This is a genomic window from Candidatus Amarobacter glycogenicus, assembly GCF_016704105.1.
Classification (GTDB): Bacteria; Chloroflexota; Dehalococcoidia; order Tepidiformales; family Tepidiformaceae; genus Amarobacter; species Amarobacter glycogenicus.
This window is the reverse complement of the sequence record NZ_JADJAT010000001.1, coordinates 354,808-370,142: the sequence shown is the minus strand read 5'-3', so window position 1 is coordinate 370,142 and position 15,335 is coordinate 354,808. Positions and strand designations below refer to the sequence as shown.

The 15,335-nt window shown below is 64.7% G+C and carries 12 protein-coding genes; 6 read left to right on the top strand and 6 right to left on the bottom strand.

Features of this window, described 5'->3' with window-relative positions:
• Positions 1-3: 3 nt before the first annotated feature.
• The gene (locus tag IPG14_RS01905; RefSeq protein WP_343387892.1) at positions 4-1,347 is read left to right on the top strand and encodes a polysaccharide biosynthesis C-terminal domain-containing protein; all 1,344 of its coding nucleotides are present in this window, start codon (positions 4-6) and stop codon (positions 1,345-1,347) included.
• Positions 1,348-1,370: 23 nt separating this feature from the next.
• On the opposite strand, the gene IPG14_RS01900 is transcribed toward IPG14_RS01905, so the two are convergent.
• The 4 genes from IPG14_RS01900 to IPG14_RS01885 form a co-directional block, all read right to left on the bottom strand.
• A complete protein-coding gene (locus tag IPG14_RS01900; RefSeq protein ID WP_343390729.1) occupies positions 1,371-2,876 on the bottom strand; it encodes a hypothetical protein in 1,506 nt (501 codons plus the stop codon).
• The gene (locus IPG14_RS01895) at positions 2,866-4,086 is read right to left on the bottom strand and encodes a glycosyltransferase (protein ID WP_343390728.1); all 1,221 of its coding nucleotides are present in this window, start codon (positions 4,084-4,086) and stop codon (positions 2,866-2,868) included. Before IPG14_RS01895 ends, IPG14_RS01900 begins: the two co-directional genes overlap by 11 nt.
• Positions 4,087-4,190: 104 nt before the next feature.
• Positions 4,191-5,354 carry an acyl-CoA dehydrogenase family protein gene (locus IPG14_RS01890; RefSeq protein ID WP_343384824.1) on the bottom strand — a complete coding sequence of 388 codons (1,164 nt, stop codon included), beginning with the start codon at positions 5,352-5,354 and terminating at the stop codon, positions 4,191-4,193.
• A 331-nt stretch (positions 5,355-5,685) separates the two neighbouring features.
• The gene (locus tag IPG14_RS01885) at positions 5,686-6,297 is read right to left on the bottom strand and encodes a DinB family protein (RefSeq protein WP_343390727.1); all 612 of its coding nucleotides are present in this window, start codon (positions 6,295-6,297) and stop codon (positions 5,686-5,688) included.
• Positions 6,298-6,566: 269 nt separating this feature from the next.
• Between IPG14_RS01885 and IPG14_RS01880 the strand changes: the two genes are divergently transcribed.
• A complete protein-coding gene (locus tag IPG14_RS01880; RefSeq protein WP_343390726.1) occupies positions 6,567-7,382 on the top strand; it encodes an MBL fold metallo-hydrolase in 816 nt (271 codons plus the stop codon).
• Complete coding sequence (locus IPG14_RS01875) at positions 7,379-9,832, top strand: AMP-binding protein (protein ID WP_343390725.1); 2,454 nt, start codon at positions 7,379-7,381, stop codon at positions 9,830-9,832. The genes IPG14_RS01880 and IPG14_RS01875 overlap by 4 nt, the downstream gene beginning before the upstream one ends.
• A gap of 106 nt (positions 9,833-9,938) precedes the next feature.
• On the opposite strand, the gene rplA is transcribed toward IPG14_RS01875, so the two are convergent.
• Both rplA and rplK read right to left on the bottom strand, forming a co-directional pair.
• Entirely contained in the window at positions 9,939-10,652 is a 714-nt protein-coding gene (gene rplA / locus IPG14_RS01870) for a 50S ribosomal protein L1 (RefSeq protein WP_343384820.1), read from the bottom strand.
• Positions 10,653-10,654: 2 nt separating this feature from the next.
• Positions 10,655-11,077, bottom strand: a complete 423-nt coding sequence (rplK, locus tag IPG14_RS01865) for a 50S ribosomal protein L11 (RefSeq protein WP_343384819.1) — start codon at positions 11,075-11,077, stop codon at positions 10,655-10,657.
• Positions 11,078-11,329: 252 nt separating this feature from the next.
• Here rplK and IPG14_RS01860 point away from each other — a divergent pair, with 252 nt between their 5' ends.
• From IPG14_RS01860 to IPG14_RS01850, 3 genes are all read left to right on the top strand, one after another.
• On the top strand, positions 11,330-13,156 hold the full coding sequence (locus tag IPG14_RS01860) for an ABC transporter substrate-binding protein (RefSeq protein ID WP_343390724.1): 1,827 nt from the start codon (positions 11,330-11,332) through the stop codon (positions 13,154-13,156).
• An 81-nt stretch (positions 13,157-13,237) separates the two neighbouring features.
• On the top strand, positions 13,238-14,233 hold the full coding sequence (locus IPG14_RS01855) for an ABC transporter permease (protein WP_343384817.1): 996 nt from the start codon (positions 13,238-13,240) through the stop codon (positions 14,231-14,233).
• Between the two features lie 15 nt (positions 14,234-14,248).
• Entirely contained in the window at positions 14,249-15,289 is a 1,041-nt protein-coding gene (locus IPG14_RS01850) for an ABC transporter permease (RefSeq protein ID WP_343384816.1), read from the top strand.
• The last annotated feature ends 46 nt before the right edge of the window (positions 15,290-15,335 follow it).

Sequence of the window (15,335 nt, the reverse complement as noted above, 5' to 3'; positions counted from 1 at the left end):
GACGTGGGGATCGCCACCGGCAGCCTCGTCTCGCTCATCTTCCGGATGAACGACATCCTCATGTGGGGCCTCATTGGGATCCTCACCGCGCGCACGCTCTCGGTTGAAGATCGTGGCGTCTATGCGACGGCGATCGTGCTCACTTCTGCGATCGGCGGCATCTCCAGCCTCTCAAGCGCGACGGGATACTTCGTCTCCAACCAGAAGCGTGATGCCGAAGAGGTAGGCGCAAATGCGCTGGCGATGGTCCTGCCGCTCTCCCTGGCGATACTGGTCGTCGCGCTCGGGACGCGCCTGTTTGTATCCGGTGAGGACGGTCAGGTCGTCGTCCTCGCCGTCGCGTCCATGGCGCCCGCGATTATCCGGAACACCTCTCTCGGCGTCATTCTCGGACAGAACTCCGTGGTGAAGTACAACCTCGCCGGCGACGTCGCAGTCAGCCTTGCGCTGCTCTTCCTCGCGGTCTGGGTGGGCGTCCTGGGGCATCGCACCGCGGAGGGTGCGCTCCAGGCCTGGACGCTTGCCCAGTACGTCTCCCTCCTGCCGATCGTCTACTGGGGCCGCGCCTGGTGGCGCTGGATGCTTACCCATCGTCCGAACACTGCGTTGATGCGACGGATGCTGCGCTTCTCGGCGGTCACCGGCTTCGGCAGTGTCATCGGGCTGCTCAACTACCGGGTCGACCAACTCCTGGTGATCCGGCTCGACGGCCGGGAGGGCGCCGGCATTTACTCCTCCGCCATCGCCGTGGCCGAAGGGCTCTGGCTGTTCTCGTCGGCGATCACACTGGCGTCATTCGCCAGGGTGGGACGAGGGGAACCGTCCGAGGCGGCGCGGCTGACCGCCACCGGCATCCGGCATACGGTCATGGTTGTCATCGGCGGCGGACTCACCGCCGCCATCGTTGGGCCGTACCTGATCGAGATCCTCTTCGGCCGCGCTTACGAAGGCGCGGGCGCGCCGTTGCGGGTGCTCTGCCTGGGGACGGCGCTGTTCGCGCCCCAGGGGCTCATCAACCTGTACTTCGTGAACCACCGTGGCGTTCCATCGTTTCCTGTATTCATCGGATTGCTCTCGGTCGCGGTCTCAGTTGCCGCTGGCCTCCTCCTCATCCCGCTCTACGGCACGACCGGCGCAGCCTGGGCGACTACGCTCAGCTACGGCGTCGCGACTGTCGTTTCGGTGACCTTGTTCGTTCGCCGCAGCCGGCTCCCGTTCGTCGAGGTCTGGTGCATCCGCCGGGATGATGTGGCCGCGTACTTCCGGCTAGCCCGCCAGCTGGCCGAGACGGCTGGTGCTCTGGCGAAGCGGACCAAGGACGGCACTGGTGGTGCAGACTCGCCCTGAGGCGGCGTGGCGATGAAACCCGCTCAGGCTCCCGCGCGCTTGCGTTGGCGTGCCGCGAACTTCGGCCCGGCAGCCTTTGTGCTCGCTGAACGGCCGAGGTGAGTCCAGTCTCGCCCGCGCCAGCCCACATACGCCGCTGCTGCCGTGGCCAGCCACATGAGCGCCGTCGACCACTCGACCGGGTTGCCGATGTGCCAGGCGTCGCCGAGCGTGATCTGCCAGTTCAGCGCGAGGATCGGCAGGAAGGCGGTGAGCGTGAACGCCACCGCTCCCACCATCAGCCATCGGCTGTTCGAGAGGGCGGCGAACGGCAGGCACCAGACGATGTACCACGGGTGGTAGCCAGGCGAGCAGAAGTAAAGGAAGAACGTCATCGCGACGCCCACCGCCGCGACCAGGTCCGTCTTTGTCTCCAGCCGGTGGTAGATCATGATGAAGCCGAGAATGAACAGGTAGAGCATGTAGCTGGCGACAACGAGCCGGTCATTCCCCTGGGAGCCGGTGTCGAACCAGAGCTGCAGCCACCGCCATGGCGAGGTCTGGATGATAGCCCCCGCAGGTCCAAGTGCCCCGTTTTGCACCGGGCCGATGCCCAGCACGTAGAGCATCAGGACGAGCCCACCGCCGGCCGCGGCCAGAAAGGCGAGCGGGTAACGGTACCGGGGCCACCAGTAGGCTGCGACGACGGGTGAGGCGAGTACCAGGGCGTACTTGCAGGCCGCAGAGGCCAACCCTGCCACCACGCCGGCCCCGCGCAGCCGCCAGCCTGGCTCGATCACCAGGCCGAGGGCTACGACGCCAAAGAAAGCCATCATCGCGTCGTTGTGGCCATCCCCCGGGAATTGCCACGTCATCATCGGGTTGAGGCCCACGATTCCCGCCACCAGTGCCGCGTTCTGACCGAGCCGCCTGGCGAGCAGCCCCGCGGCCAGCGCGGTGAGCGTCAGGAAGATCCCGCCCATCACCTTCTGGCCCAGCAGGTTCGCTCTGAAAGAGTCGCCGGCGAAGGGGATGGGGGCGCCGCCAATCGCATAGGCCAATGGGCCATAGCCGCTCGGCTGGTTTCGGAAGACCCGTACCTCGTTCGCGACCGGGTCATCGAACTTCGCGGGGACGCCATCGAAGTTGGTCGGGTCCTTATGTTGGAGCCAGAAAGTGCGGACATCGGCGGCGAGGTGTACGGCGTCGGGCGACGTAAGCGGCATGGCCGGCAGCATGGAGCAGCCCGCCAGGACGGTCCCGCCGATAGCAGCGGCGAAGTCGTGGCGGAACCGCTTTCTCAGGGCGAGGAGGCACGAGACATAACAGGACACGGCAACCAGGATCAGGAACGTCGTCGCCCGGAAGTCGGAGAACCCGCCGTTGAGCACTCGGGAGATCCCCGCGCGGGCGACGATATCCGTGTCCTGGTTCAGCGAGATCCTCACTGCGAAGCCCAGGAACCAGATCACGCACATCAGCACCAGTGCAGCCGCGAAGACGATCGGCGCCCGGTTCGGCCTGGATGGTGCAGCTTTGCTAACGGACATTATTCGTTTCCCGTTCGAGGATTCGCGGCATGGCGTGCCAGGCTCGCAGGCGCGCTGTCCCCATCGCCCATGCTCCGATCGGGAACCAGAGCAGGCTGAGGATGCTGTGGCGAAGTCCCAGCATCAGACTGCCGCTTGAAAGGTGCACGAGCCGTTCCTTCCAGCCAATGTAGGCCGGCGCCAGCCACTCACCCGCCATCGCCGCCCAAACGATCACCCCCGGCAGTGCGAAGGCCGGTGTAATCAGCCCGGCCACCGCCGTCACCGTCACTCCCATGCGCGTGAGCAATCGCGTGGGTACGACGAGGTAAACCGCCAGGTCCAGTGCGCGCAGGTCACCGGTCGCCGCCCGCCGCACCAGCGGGAGCCAGCGGCCCATCACCACATGGATGTGGCCCCGCACCCAGCGCGACCGCTGCTGCATCGATGACTTGAGCTCCCGGGGCTCGCCGCAGGCGATCTGTGCGCGGGACACATACGTCACTGCATGGCCGTCCGTCACGAGCCGCACACTCAGTTCCAGGTCCTCGGTCATCGTCCATGAGCCCGTGGCGTATTGGGCCAGGATGCCGGGACGGATAAACCAGCCACTCCCGGTGATAGTGGTGCTGAGCCCCAGCGCCTCTCGCGGACGCCACCAGAACAGATTCCGGGCCTTCCTCCCGAAGCCGTAACCTTCGGCCAGCCAGTCGGGGTCGGCGATGGGCACAACTTCGGCCTGGAGGCACTCCCGGTCCTTCGAATGGGCCGCGATTTCGGTGAGCATTCCCGGAGCGACTCGGGCGTCGGCATCGAATACGCCGATGAAGTCGTATCCAGGCCCGAAGGCAAGCCGTCCCGCTTCGATCGCCTGGGCCTTCCCGGCTGCTGCCGTGTAAAGCTCGATGACCCGGGCGCCGGCGCGCGCTGCGGCGCTCGCCGTGTTGTCGGAGCAGTTGTGGGCAACGACCACGACGTCGCGCAGTTCGGCCGGGTAGTCCTGGGCGAGCAGATCCGCAACGATCCGGGCGATCACGTCTTCTTCGTTCCGGGCACAGACGACGAGGCCGAAGCGGGGCAGCCCCTCGGGCGGTTCCGGGCGCACGTCCCGGTATCGCCGGTACTTCCTGTAGCCGGCGATGGTGATCGCCGACTGATACAGAGACACGGCCACGATCGCGAGCTGCCCGGCTCGAATCGTCAAGCGCAGGGTTCGGAGGACTTGCCGCATCGTGCCCATTATCTTCACCGCGCCGGTTGGCGCGACTCAGAGTGCCAAAGGGCCCTTCGCCGGCTGGCGAAGGGCCCCTCCATGTCGTGCGAAGAGCTCGGGACTTAACCGCGAGGGAGGCCGAGGCCCCGAGTCGCGATAATCCCCTTCTGGACCTCGGTGGTGCCGCCGGCGATCGTCGAGCTGACGGCCTGCATATACCCGTTCGAGGCGCGGTTGCGGACGTTGCCGTGCATGCCGAACAGGTGCATCGAAAGGTTCGCGATGCGCTGCGACATCTCGCTGCTGAAGAGCTTGCACATGCTGGCCTCATGATTCGGAATCTGGCCCCGGACCTGCATGCTGACGACGCGGTAGCTGAGCATCTTGGCGACTTCAGCTTCGATCCAGCGATCAGCGAACTCGCGCTTCACGTTGGGGTTGCGGTCGAAGGAGGCTTCGCCGCCGGTCTTCGCCTGCCGGATGATCGCCTCGAGCTGCTTGCGCACGCCGATGGCGGAACCGATCGAGCTGCGTTCGAAGTCCAGGGTCGTGGTGCCGACATACCAGCCCCGGTTCTCCTCACCGATGCGGTTCTTAACCGGGACGCGGACGTCCTCGAAGAAGACTTCGTTGAAGCCCTGCGCGCCAGAAAGCATGGTGAGCGGCCGCACGGTGACTCCCGGCGCCTTCATGTTCACGAGCAGGTAGGTGATGCCGCGGTGCTTCGGCGCATCCGGGTCGGTCCGGACGAGCATGTACATCATGTCGGCGAACTGCGCGCCAGTCGTCCAGATTTTCTGGCCGTTGATCACGTAGTCGTCGCCGTCGCGGACGGCGCGGGTCTGGAGGCTCGCGAGGTCTGAGCCTGCGCCCGGTTCGCTATACCCCTGGCACCAGATCACCTCGCCCTTAAGGATCTTGGTGAGGTGCTCCTCTTTCTGCTCTTCCGTGCCGTGCTCGATGATCGTCGGCCCGATCATCATGACGCCGAAGCCGCCGAGGTTGCCCGGCACGCCAGATTCGGCGAACTCTTCGTTCATGATGAACTGTTCGGCGACTGTCATATCCGCGCCACCGAAGCGCTTCGGCCAGGAGGGCGCGATCCAGCCCTTCGCGGCGACTTTCTCGCGCCATTCTTTAATGGCGCCGAGTCGCCCGAAGAGCGAGTTCTCGCCGCCCTCGTCCCCTGCCGCCTTGAGCGCGGCCGGAGCTTCGCTGTCGATGAAACTCCGGACTTCCTTGCGCCAGGTCGCTTCGCGTTCGTTATCGGAGAGGGTGATAACCATGTGGCTTTCCTGCTTTCATTTGGGCGCGCCGGTCTGCGGCGCAACGAAGTTATGCGGAAACGATTGTGGGCTAGCGGTGAACCGCCTGCAAGCGAACCAAATTCGGGTTTCCCTCGAACTGCGCCATAGGCTACTTCGATGGCGCTTCGCCCACCGGCGCCTGTCTGTGTGATAAAATTCACATGTCCCACCGGAGCACGCGAGCGCCCGGTCCGTCCTTCTCCTACTGCTCTGCTTCCAATCCCCCTTGGGCGCTCGCTGCTCCACCCCAGGAATCACCCGGCATCTCTCCCGGCACGCCGAGTCCGAGCTGCGCAGAGCCTGGGATGCGTTATCGATCTGACGTCGTTGGGCCGCCCTGCATGTCGGGTGCCATTCCCGCAGCCGTGATGAATTGCCGGATCTGTGCCGCGTGCTCCGTCGTGTGCCCCACGAGGCCCGTCAGGATCCATGCGTACGGCTGCCCGCGGTAACGATGGGCGCGCGGCAGCGGTGTCGCGGCCAGCTCGTCGGTCATACCCGCGAGTGTTCGGTCTGCCTGCAGGCGGCAGTACTCGATGTAAACGAGCACCTCGGAGCGCGACCATGCCACAGGCAAGCTGGGGAGATCTCGCCAATGAGGGTGCCCGCTGAACGGAGGTGGCGGGGCCCACGGGCCGAACTCGCCGGTCAGCTCGTAGTCGAAAGTCTCCAGCGCGTGCCAGGCCACGCTCCACGGAGTTGAGCGTCGTCGCACCCATTGACTTGCCAGGGAGTCCCGCAACGCGGCGTCGATGACCGGAATCCAGTCCGCTCCAAGAAACGGGTGTTCGGGCCCGGGGACCGGAACCCGCCACATCGGCACTTCCCACAGTTCGTCGGGGCAACCCTGCACCGCTGTAGCCAGCAGGCCCAACGCCTGCTCGAAGCTGCGACCGAGGCTCTCCACCCAAATTGATGCCATGTGCTCGGACGCTACGCGCTGCGCAGGTAGATGCTCAAGGCCGTGGTGCTCAAACGTGTAGACGGCTGAGCGGCGGCGCGCAGGTCGCGGTGACAGACAGGCGCCGGGCGGGGCGGCGTCGCGCCACGCTATTCACATCTGTTGCCCCTGATTCGAACGCCGACACAAACACCAGGCTCTCGGGAACTCCCTCGATCTCGGGTGATTTTCGTGTCTCCGTCATCGGATCGAGTCCGTGTCTCCGCGGTTTTCCTGTTAGCATTTGACCAATGACTGAGCCCTCCCGAGTTCCGCGCCCAACTCTCCAGGAACGTTGGACAGAGGCACAGTCCCGCTGGGTCGAGGCCCAGGCACGCTGGGACGAGCGCAAGCCCGCCCAGTTCCGTTCTGCGGTTGAAGTGCTCCCCGGAGTCTTCCAGGTGCGCACGCGTGGTTCAAAGGCTTACCTGCTGGTCGAAGACGACATTACCCTGATCGATGCGGGCTCCGTGGGCTCCGGGACCCGCGTGCTCAAGGCGCTCCAGGAAATCGGCCGCTCGCCCGCGGACATCAAGCACATCGTTATCACCCACTACCACCTCGATCATGTCGGTGGACTGCCGGAGATCCAAACCCACGTCCCGGCGAAGACGGCAGTCCACCTCGCGGAGGCGCCGCATGTGGAGAGCGGTCAGCAACTCCCGAACCCGTTCACGCACCCGCTCCTCGCGAAGATCTGTGAACCGTATTTGCGCCGAAATGACCCCGGGGCGGCGCGCGTCGATGTCATTCTCGATGACCGCGACGAACTCCCGGCGCTTGGCGGAATGCGGATCGTCCATGCTCCCGGCCACACGGCTGGCAGCATTTCGCTCTACTTCCCCAACCGCGGGATGCTGCTGGTGGGCGACGCGATGCAGTACAAGTTCGGCAGGCTCATGCTGCCGAGCCGGCTCTTCACCCAGGACATGGACGAGGCGACGGCGTCCATCCAGAAACTCGCTGCGCTCGATTTCGAGACCCTCTGTTTCAGCCACTACCGGCCGATCCTGGAAGGAGCCGACCAGCGTGTGCGTGAGTTCGCACGATCGCTCCAGGACAAATGAACACCCTCGTCGATCTGCTCGAACAATCCGCCCGGGACTTTCCCCAGCGCACGGCCGTCACCATGCGCGTAGGCGTCCGTACCGTGAAATACAACTTCACGAAGCTCGAAGAACGGGCCCACGCCTACGCACGCTTCATGGGCGAGCAGAACGTCAAGAAGGGTGACCGGGTGGTCATCTGGGCACCCAATCAGCCCGATTGGGTCGCGGCCATGTTCGGTTCCTTCCTCGCCGGCGCCGTGGTTGTCCCCCTCGACGTCCGCTCGACCCGCGACTTTGTCGAACGGGTCATCCATCAGACGGAGCCGGTCATCGCCTTCGCGGGGAAAGCCCAGGCCGACACCCTCCGCGAGTTGGAGATCCCGTCGTTTGCCTTCGAGACCATGAACCTGCCGGTGAACGGGCGCGTCGCCCAGGCCCCCCTCGCCCCGAGCGACCTGGCGGAAATCATCTTCACCTCAGGCACGACCGGAGACCCCAAGGGCGTGATGCTGTCTCACGCGAATATCGTCGCGAATGTCCGGGCAGGCACTGCCGTCATCCCTATCGGCCGCGACACGCGCATGCTTTCCCTGCTGCCGCTGAGCCACATGTTCGAACAAATCGGCGGCTGCTTCGCCTCGATGCATGTCGGCGCCGCGGTCTGCTACCCCGCGAGCCGCCAGCCGGCAGCCCTCTCCCGGACCATGCAGGAGTGGAAGCCCACGTTCATCATGGGCGTTCCCCAGGTCCTCACCCTGCTCATGAACGGCATCGAGCGGGAAGCGGCCGCGCAGGGCAAACTCAAGCTCCTGAACCGCCTCCGCAAATTCGCGACGCCATTGCCCGAGAACGTTCGCCGCAAGCTCTTTCGCAGCGTGCTCGGCCGGTTTGGCGGCAAGCTCGAGATGATCGCGAGTGGCGGCGCCGCAATCGACCCGGAGATCCAGCTCAAGTGGGAGCAGATGGGGGTCGCCGTCGTCGAAGGCTACGGCACCACCGAATGCTCGCCAGTCGTGACCATCAACCCCCGCGATGACCGGCGCATCCGCAGCGTGGGCAAGCCTCTGCCCGGCCAGCAGGTTCGTATTGCAGAAGATGGCGAGGTCCTCACGCGGGGTCCGAACGTCTTCAGCGGCTATTGGAAGAACGAGGCCGCCTCAGCCGCCGTCTTCGAGGGCGATTGGTACCGGACGGGCGACCTCGGGTACATCGAGGATGGCTACCTCTACCTCAAGGGGCGAAAGAAAGACCTCATCGTCCTTTCCGATGGTCAGAATGTGTACCCGGACGATATCGAGGAGGTGCTCCGGCATCAGCCCGGCATCGCCGACGCGGTTGTCCTCGGGCTCCCCGATGGTCCTGACATCCGCCTCCACGCCGTCCTTGTCGAGTCCGAAGCTGGCGCCGGTCCGGCCGCCGTGAAAGGCGCGAACGCCAAGCTCAGCGACCGCCAACAACTCTTCGCCTGGACTATCTGGCCGGACGAAGACTTCCCTCGCACCCACACCCTGAAAGTGCGGCGCCCGCTCGTGCAGCAATTCGTCACGGACCAGGCGCCGGTGAGCGCGGTCGCGGCGCACTTCGTTTCAGATGACGCGCTCCTCAAACTTGTCGCCTCAGTCCGCAAAGGCGAAGCACCGATCATCGAGACGGCGACTCTTGGCCTCGACCTCCAGCTCGACTCTCTTGGCCGCGTCGAACTCCTCTCGGCGATCGAGGACGATATGGGCGTCTACGTGGATGATACCGAGGTTGGACCACAAACGACTGTGGCCCAACTGCGCGCCATGGTTGAAAAGGGAGAACGAAAAGCAAAGGTCCGGAAGTTCCCCACCTGGCCCCGGCGGTTGCCGGCCCGGCTGGCTCGCCGCGCCCTGATGACGGGCCTGGTCTTCCCAATGCTGCGCCTCGGGTACAGCGTCGAGATCCGCGGCCGCCATCACTTCAAGAGCCTCCAGGAACCCGTCCTGATCATCAGCAACCACAACATGCATCTCGATGGCTCGATGCTGCTTCGGAGCATGCCGCACGGATTCCGCCAGCGCGTTGCCATCGCCGCCGCCGCTTCGGACATTTTTGGTAACCGCTTCCGTGGCTTCGGCGCCAGTCTCCTCGGCAACGCCTTCCCCTTCGCCAAAGAGGGATCTGGCGTCCGTGACAGCCTCGAGGCGGTCGCAAAGATGCTGGACGGCGGCTGGAACGTGCTCATTTTCCCGGAAGGCAAGCTCACCGTTGGCGGGCCGATGCAGGCATTCAAGAGCGGCACCGGCCTGCTCGCTATCGAGACGGGCGTGCCGGTCCTCCCGATGCGGATCGACATCCTGCGCCCGGGGTTCTACGAAGGAAAGTGGCTTCCGCATCCCCATGGCCGTGTCCGCGTCAACATCGGTCCGCCCATCACCTTCGCGCCCGGGACCGCCTACGCCGAAGCGACGGCGAAACTCGAAGAGGCCGTGCGGACGGCCTGAGCGTCCCGCCAGCCGCCCATGCCTGTTCCCGCGTTACGCACAACGAAAGAAAAGAGGCTCCCCATCGGGGAGCCTCTCTCATCATGTGCCGATGACCGGAGTGCTGCTACGTGGTGCGCATCGCCAGCGTCTGGGCCAGGTCCAGGTGGATGCCGGGTCCCATCGTCGTCGTCAGCGTGGCGCTGCGAATGTACTGGCCCTTGGCTTCCTTCGGACGGGCGGCGTTCACCGCTTCGATGAAGGTCGCCATGTTCTCCCGAAGCTTCGCGTCATCGAAGCTCACCTTGCCGAGTGGGACGTGGATGTTGGCGAGACGGTCGAGGCGGAACTCGACACGGCCTTGCTTGGCATCGTTCACCGTCTTGGCAATGTCTTCCGCGCCCACGACGGTCCCTGAGCGTGGGTTCGGCATCAGGCCTCGCGGCCCGAGCACGCGGCCGAGGCGGCCCACCTTGCCCATCATTTCGCGCGTCGCGATGGCGACATCGAAGTCCGTCCAACCGCCTTCGATCTGCTTGATGAGGTCGTCGCTCCCGACGAAGTCGGCGCCGGCTTCGCGGGCGGCGGAAACCGCCTCGCCTTCGGTGAAGACGAGGACGCGCATCACTTTGCCCAGGCCGTGAGGCAGGACGGTGCTGCCGCGGATTTGCTGTTCGGCATGGCGCGGGTCCAGCCCGGTTTTGATGTGGAGTTCAACGGTCTCGTCGAACTTCGCCGGGTGGATCTCCTTCGCCAACGCGATGGCCTCTTCCACGGGATAGAACTTCGTCACCTCGACCTTGGAGGCCGCTTCGATGTATCGCTTGCCCTTCTTCGCCATGGCTATACGACCTCGATGCCCATGCTGCGCGCCGTGCCTTCGATGATCCTCATCGCCTCGTCGAGGCTGTTGGCATTGAGGTCCGGCATCTTCGTCTCGGCGATCTTCCGGATGTCATCGGAACTGACCTTGCCGACCTTGGTCAGCCGGGGGTTGCCGCTTCCACTCGCGATGCCGGCGGCCTTGCGCAGCATGTCGGCCGCTGGGGGCGTCTTCAGGATGAACGTGAACGAGCGATCTTCAAAGATGGTGAGCTGGGCGGGGATGATCTGCCCAACCTTGTCCTGCGTGCGGGCGTTGTAGTCCTTGCAGAACTCCATGATGTTCACGCCGTGCTGGCCCAGCGCTGGGCCGACGGGCGGGGCGGGGTTCGCTTTGCCCGCCGGAAGTTGCAGTGTCACCACTGCACGGACTTTCTTTGCCAATTTGGCTCTCCTTGTGTACGAGCGGCGCGCTCGGTGGCGCGCCTCCACGAATGCGGCTTCAGGGCCGAACCCACATTGTCGCCGGAAACGGGCCTATCGGGCAATGCCAGGCGTGGCCCGCAGCACTTGAACGTCCGGCCAGAAGTTTCCCAAACACTGACTTCCATCAAGCAACGGCGTGCGTATACTCCGCGGAATCACCGTGGGGTCTATGGCTGCAATCATATCGGTGAATCCAAGGGGGAAAGTCACATGTCGGAGATCGACAATTACTGGAAACGAAAAGCCGCCGGCCGCGCTCTGACGCGCCGCAGCGTGCTCGGGGGCGCTGCCGCGGCAGGCATCGGCCTCGGCGCACTCGGCCTCGTTGGCTGCGGCGACGATGACGACGACGACGACGCGGAGCCCACTTCGCCGCCGAGCGGCGGCACCACAGCCGCCTCGCCCAGCGCGGGCGCCTCGCCGACGACTGCAGCGAAGCAAAAGGGCGGCACCGCCCACTTCGTCAGCTCGAACAACACCTACGACACCTTCGATGTGGACCGGACCCGCTTCAGCCCGGTCGCGACGCTGTTCGGCTTCACCAACCTCGGCGTCATGCAGTGGGACAGCTACGGCGCCGGCAAGATCGGCGGCGGGCTCGCCGAGAAAGCGGAACAACCCGACAAGCAGACCTTCGTCTTCACCGTCCGGCCGAACGTCTTCTGGCATAACAAGCCGCCGGTAAACGGCCGAGCGGCCGTCGCCGATGACATCACCCAGTTCATCCTCCGCAACAAGGCGGGGAAGACGCTCGACGGGACCGACGACCCGAACTTCTACCGGAAGTCGTCGTTCCAGTCGGTCGACAAGGTCGAGACGATCGATACGAAGACGGTCAAGGTAACCACTTCGAAGCCCGACCCGTTCTTCCTGAACGTGCTGGCCGGCGCCTACGCCAAGGTCCAGGCGCCCGAGGCGGTCAGGGCGTTCGAGAAGGACTATGCGAACATCTCGGCCGACAAGATCATCGGCACTGGCGCTTTCGTCCTCACGGAGTTCGCGGCGGAAGGCAAGCTCACGCTCACCCGGAACGAGAAGTTCCACACCCAGGTGAACTGGGACGCGATCAAGTACGTCCCGCTGTTCACCGACCAGGCGGCCCAGCAGGCGGCGTTCGAACAGAAGCAGGTCGATGCCTTCGCACCGGCCCAGAACGCGGTGCTCGAGAGCCTGAAGAAGCAGTACGAAGGCAAGATCTTCGAGGTCAAGCAGTTCGCGGCGAACCCGCAGGCGGGCACCTACTATGGCGGCGCCGCCCCGTGGAACAACCCGAACCTCATCGGCGCGATCTTCCGGGCCTTCGACCGCCGAGCGATCATCAACTCGCTGCTCCAGGGTAAGGCCGCATTGGCCGGGAACATTCCCGCGACACAGGCAGCTTTCGGCATCAACGAGAAGGAACTCATCACCTTCCCTGGCTACCTTGAGGACCGGGCGAAGGATGAGGCGGAAGCCAAGAAGATGTGGGACGCAAACGGCGGCCCCGGTCTCGGCGAGATCGTGATCGACATCCCGGACATCTGGGAGGGCCTCTACTCCGGCGGTTCAGCGCTGATCATGAACCAGCTGAAGAAGGTCCTCGGCAATACCTTCACGGCGAAGATCGAGCCCTACTCCACCATCACCGGCAAGATCGTGAAGCAGCAATACGGCAACGGGAAGAACGCCCTCTGGTATGGCTGGATCACCGACATCACCGACCCGGAACCGACCATCCTGAACTATGTCCAGTACAACTCGTCTCAGCCACAGTTCCCGCAGTTCGGCGTGAAGATCGACAAGGTCGACACGCTCACCGCCCAGCTGATGACGGAGTTCGACATCGCCAAGCGCCAGGAAGGCAACAAGGAAGTCAACCGGGAGCTGCTGAAGGCCTACGGCGCCGGCATCCCCTACAACGTCATTGGCGTGGGCTCCACGCTCTATCACAACTACTACCACCCGTCCGAGTCGGCACCGTTCGTCACCTCGCACCAGACCGGCACGCAGGCCTGGTTCGACCAGAAGGACCCGACCTGGTCGGGAAGGCCCGCCTAGGCCCGCCAACGCCGAAAGACGGGCCGGCAGCCACCACACTGGCTGCTGGCCCGTACTCGTCCATCGTGTGAGGGGGGAATCGTGAGGAACTACATTCTGCGCCGGGTGGTCGTGAACATCCCGGTGATCTGGCTCGTCGCTACGCTGGTCTTCCTGGCCACGAGCGTGTTGCCTGGCGATTTCGTTGCCCAGCGCATCGCCGCCCAGGACCCGACATCGACCGACCCGGCGCTTCGGGCGGCACAAATCGATGCGGTGAGGAAGGACCTCGGCCTCGACAAGCCGGTCGTCGAGCGCTACGTCCGCTACCTCGGGCACCTCGTCGTGGGTGACTTCGGTGTTTCCTACCAGACGCGTGAGCCTGCCCTGAAGGGGATGAGGGACGGGCTCCCCTACTCCCTGCAGCTCGCCTTCATGTCTCTCTTCGTCGGGCTTTCCACGGCCCTTCCGATCGGCATCATCAGTGCCATCCGCCAGGACTCCATGATCGACTACGTCTTACGGATCTTTGCGATCCTGGTCCTGGCGATGCCCAGCTTCTGGGTCGGCACGATGTTGTTGCTCTACACCGTCAAAGGCGTCAGCTTCTTCGGCCTCTTCGAAATTGGGTGGACCGTGCCCTTAACCGACCCGAAGCTCCTCTGGGAAGACCCAGGCTCCAGCATTCGGCTCTTCGTCATTCCCGCGGTGGCCGGTGGTCTCGCTTCGGCTGCTGGCGTCATGCGGCTCCTCCGCTCGCAGATGCTTGAGGTCCTGCGCCAGGACTACATCCGTACTGCCTGGGCGAAGGGCATGCGTGAACGCGTCGTCATCCTGCGCCACGCGATGAAGAACGCCATGGTGCCGGTGGTGACGGTCCTCGGACTCACCCTGGCGGGCCTCCTCAGCGGGAACGTGGTATTCGAAAACCTCTTCGGCATCCCTGGCGTGGGCCGCCGCATCCTCGTGGCCATCCAGGCGCGGGACGTCCCGGTTGTCCAGGCCTTCGTGCTTGTGATCGCCACCTTCATCGTCTTCGTTAACCTCGGAATCGACCTCCTCTATGGTGTGCTCGATCCCCGCATCCGTTACTCGTAAGGGGCCGCTGGACTAATGACACAAGAACAAGCAGTCCTCGAACGAACCCCCGATGCAGCAGTGCGCCGGAGCCTCAGCGACAGGCCCGTGCTCATGCGCTACCTCGTCCACGCGGGCCGGTTCTTCCGCACCAAGCCCCTCGGCGGTGCGGGGGTGGTGATCATCATTGCCTGCGTCATCGCAGGCGTCTTCGGCAACCAGCTGGAACGCTACGACCCCGAAACCATCTTTAAGACGACGAATCCGGAGTTCGACGAGGCGCTTTACGAGAAAAGCCTCACGGATCCGCTCGTCCGGCTCACGGCGCGCCCCGAACAGCTCCAGAAGGGCGAAACTCCCATCCTCTTCTCCGGACCGACGGGCGAACACTGGCTGGGGACAGACGGGCTCGGTCGCGACCTGTATTCGCGCGTCATCCATGGTGCATACACCGCGCTGTACGTCGGCCTCGGCGCGGCCCTCATGGCGACCATTTCCGGCATCGTCATCGGGTTGGCCAGCGCATACTTCGCCGGTGCCACGGACTTCATCCTCCAACGGATCATGGACACGCTGCAGGCGTTCCCACCGCTGGTCCTCCTCCTCCTCTTCGGCCAGGTCGTGTCCAGCCCAACGATGACGGTGAACACCATCTCGCTGGGAATCCTCGGCGTGGCGAGTTCTACGCGCATCGTCCGAAGCGCGGTGCTCGCCACTCGGGAGGAGGTCTACGTCCTTGCAGCGCGCACCGTTGGCGGCAGTGACTTGCGGATCATGTTCCGCCACATCTTCCCGAACATCACCGCCCCGATCATCGTCACGTTTACGAGTTCGATCGGTGTCTACATCCTCGTCGAGGCGACATTGGCGTTCCTCGGTCTTGGCGACCCAACGCAGGTGTCCTGGGGCAAGATGATCGAGGAAGGCCGCCGCAACGGCGTCGCCGACCCGTGGATGGCACTCGCGGTCGGCGGTGCGCTCACCGTTACCGTGCTGGGCTTCAACCTCGCCGGCGATGCACTCCGCGACGTCCTGGACCCGCGCCTCAGGGGCCGCGGTGGCCGGGCGGGTTTCTAAGCTGCGCGGCGCCGGGGCTCACCCGGCGGTTCACTTGCTGCCCTCG

Bases quoted from the DNA above. Each gene is read 5' to 3' on its own strand.
- IPG14_RS01860 (WP_343390724.1), top strand. From the start codon at position 11,330: ATGTCGGAGATCGACAATTACTGGAAACGAAAAGCCGCCGGCCGCGCT.
- IPG14_RS01895 (WP_343390728.1), bottom strand. From the start codon at position 4,086: ATGCGGCAAGTCCTCCGAACCCTGCGCTTGACGATTCGAGCCGGGCAG.
- IPG14_RS01900 (WP_343390729.1), bottom strand. From the start codon at position 2,876: ATGTCCGTTAGCAAAGCTGCACCATCCAGGCCGAACCGGGCGCCGATC.
- IPG14_RS01875 (WP_343390725.1), top strand. From the start codon at position 7,379: ATGAACACCCTCGTCGATCTGCTCGAACAATCCGCCCGGGACTTTCCC.
- rplA (WP_343384820.1), bottom strand. From the start codon at position 10,652: ATGGCGAAGAAGGGCAAGCGATACATCGAAGCGGCCTCCAAGGTCGAG.
- IPG14_RS01850 (WP_343384816.1), top strand. From the start codon at position 14,249: ATGACACAAGAACAAGCAGTCCTCGAACGAACCCCCGATGCAGCAGTG.
- IPG14_RS01890 (WP_343384824.1), bottom strand. From the start codon at position 5,354: ATGGTTATCACCCTCTCCGATAACGAACGCGAAGCGACCTGGCGCAAG.
- IPG14_RS01880 (WP_343390726.1), top strand. From the start codon at position 6,567: ATGACTGAGCCCTCCCGAGTTCCGCGCCCAACTCTCCAGGAACGTTGG.
- IPG14_RS01885 (WP_343390727.1), bottom strand. From the start codon at position 6,297: ATGGCATCAATTTGGGTGGAGAGCCTCGGTCGCAGCTTCGAGCAGGCG.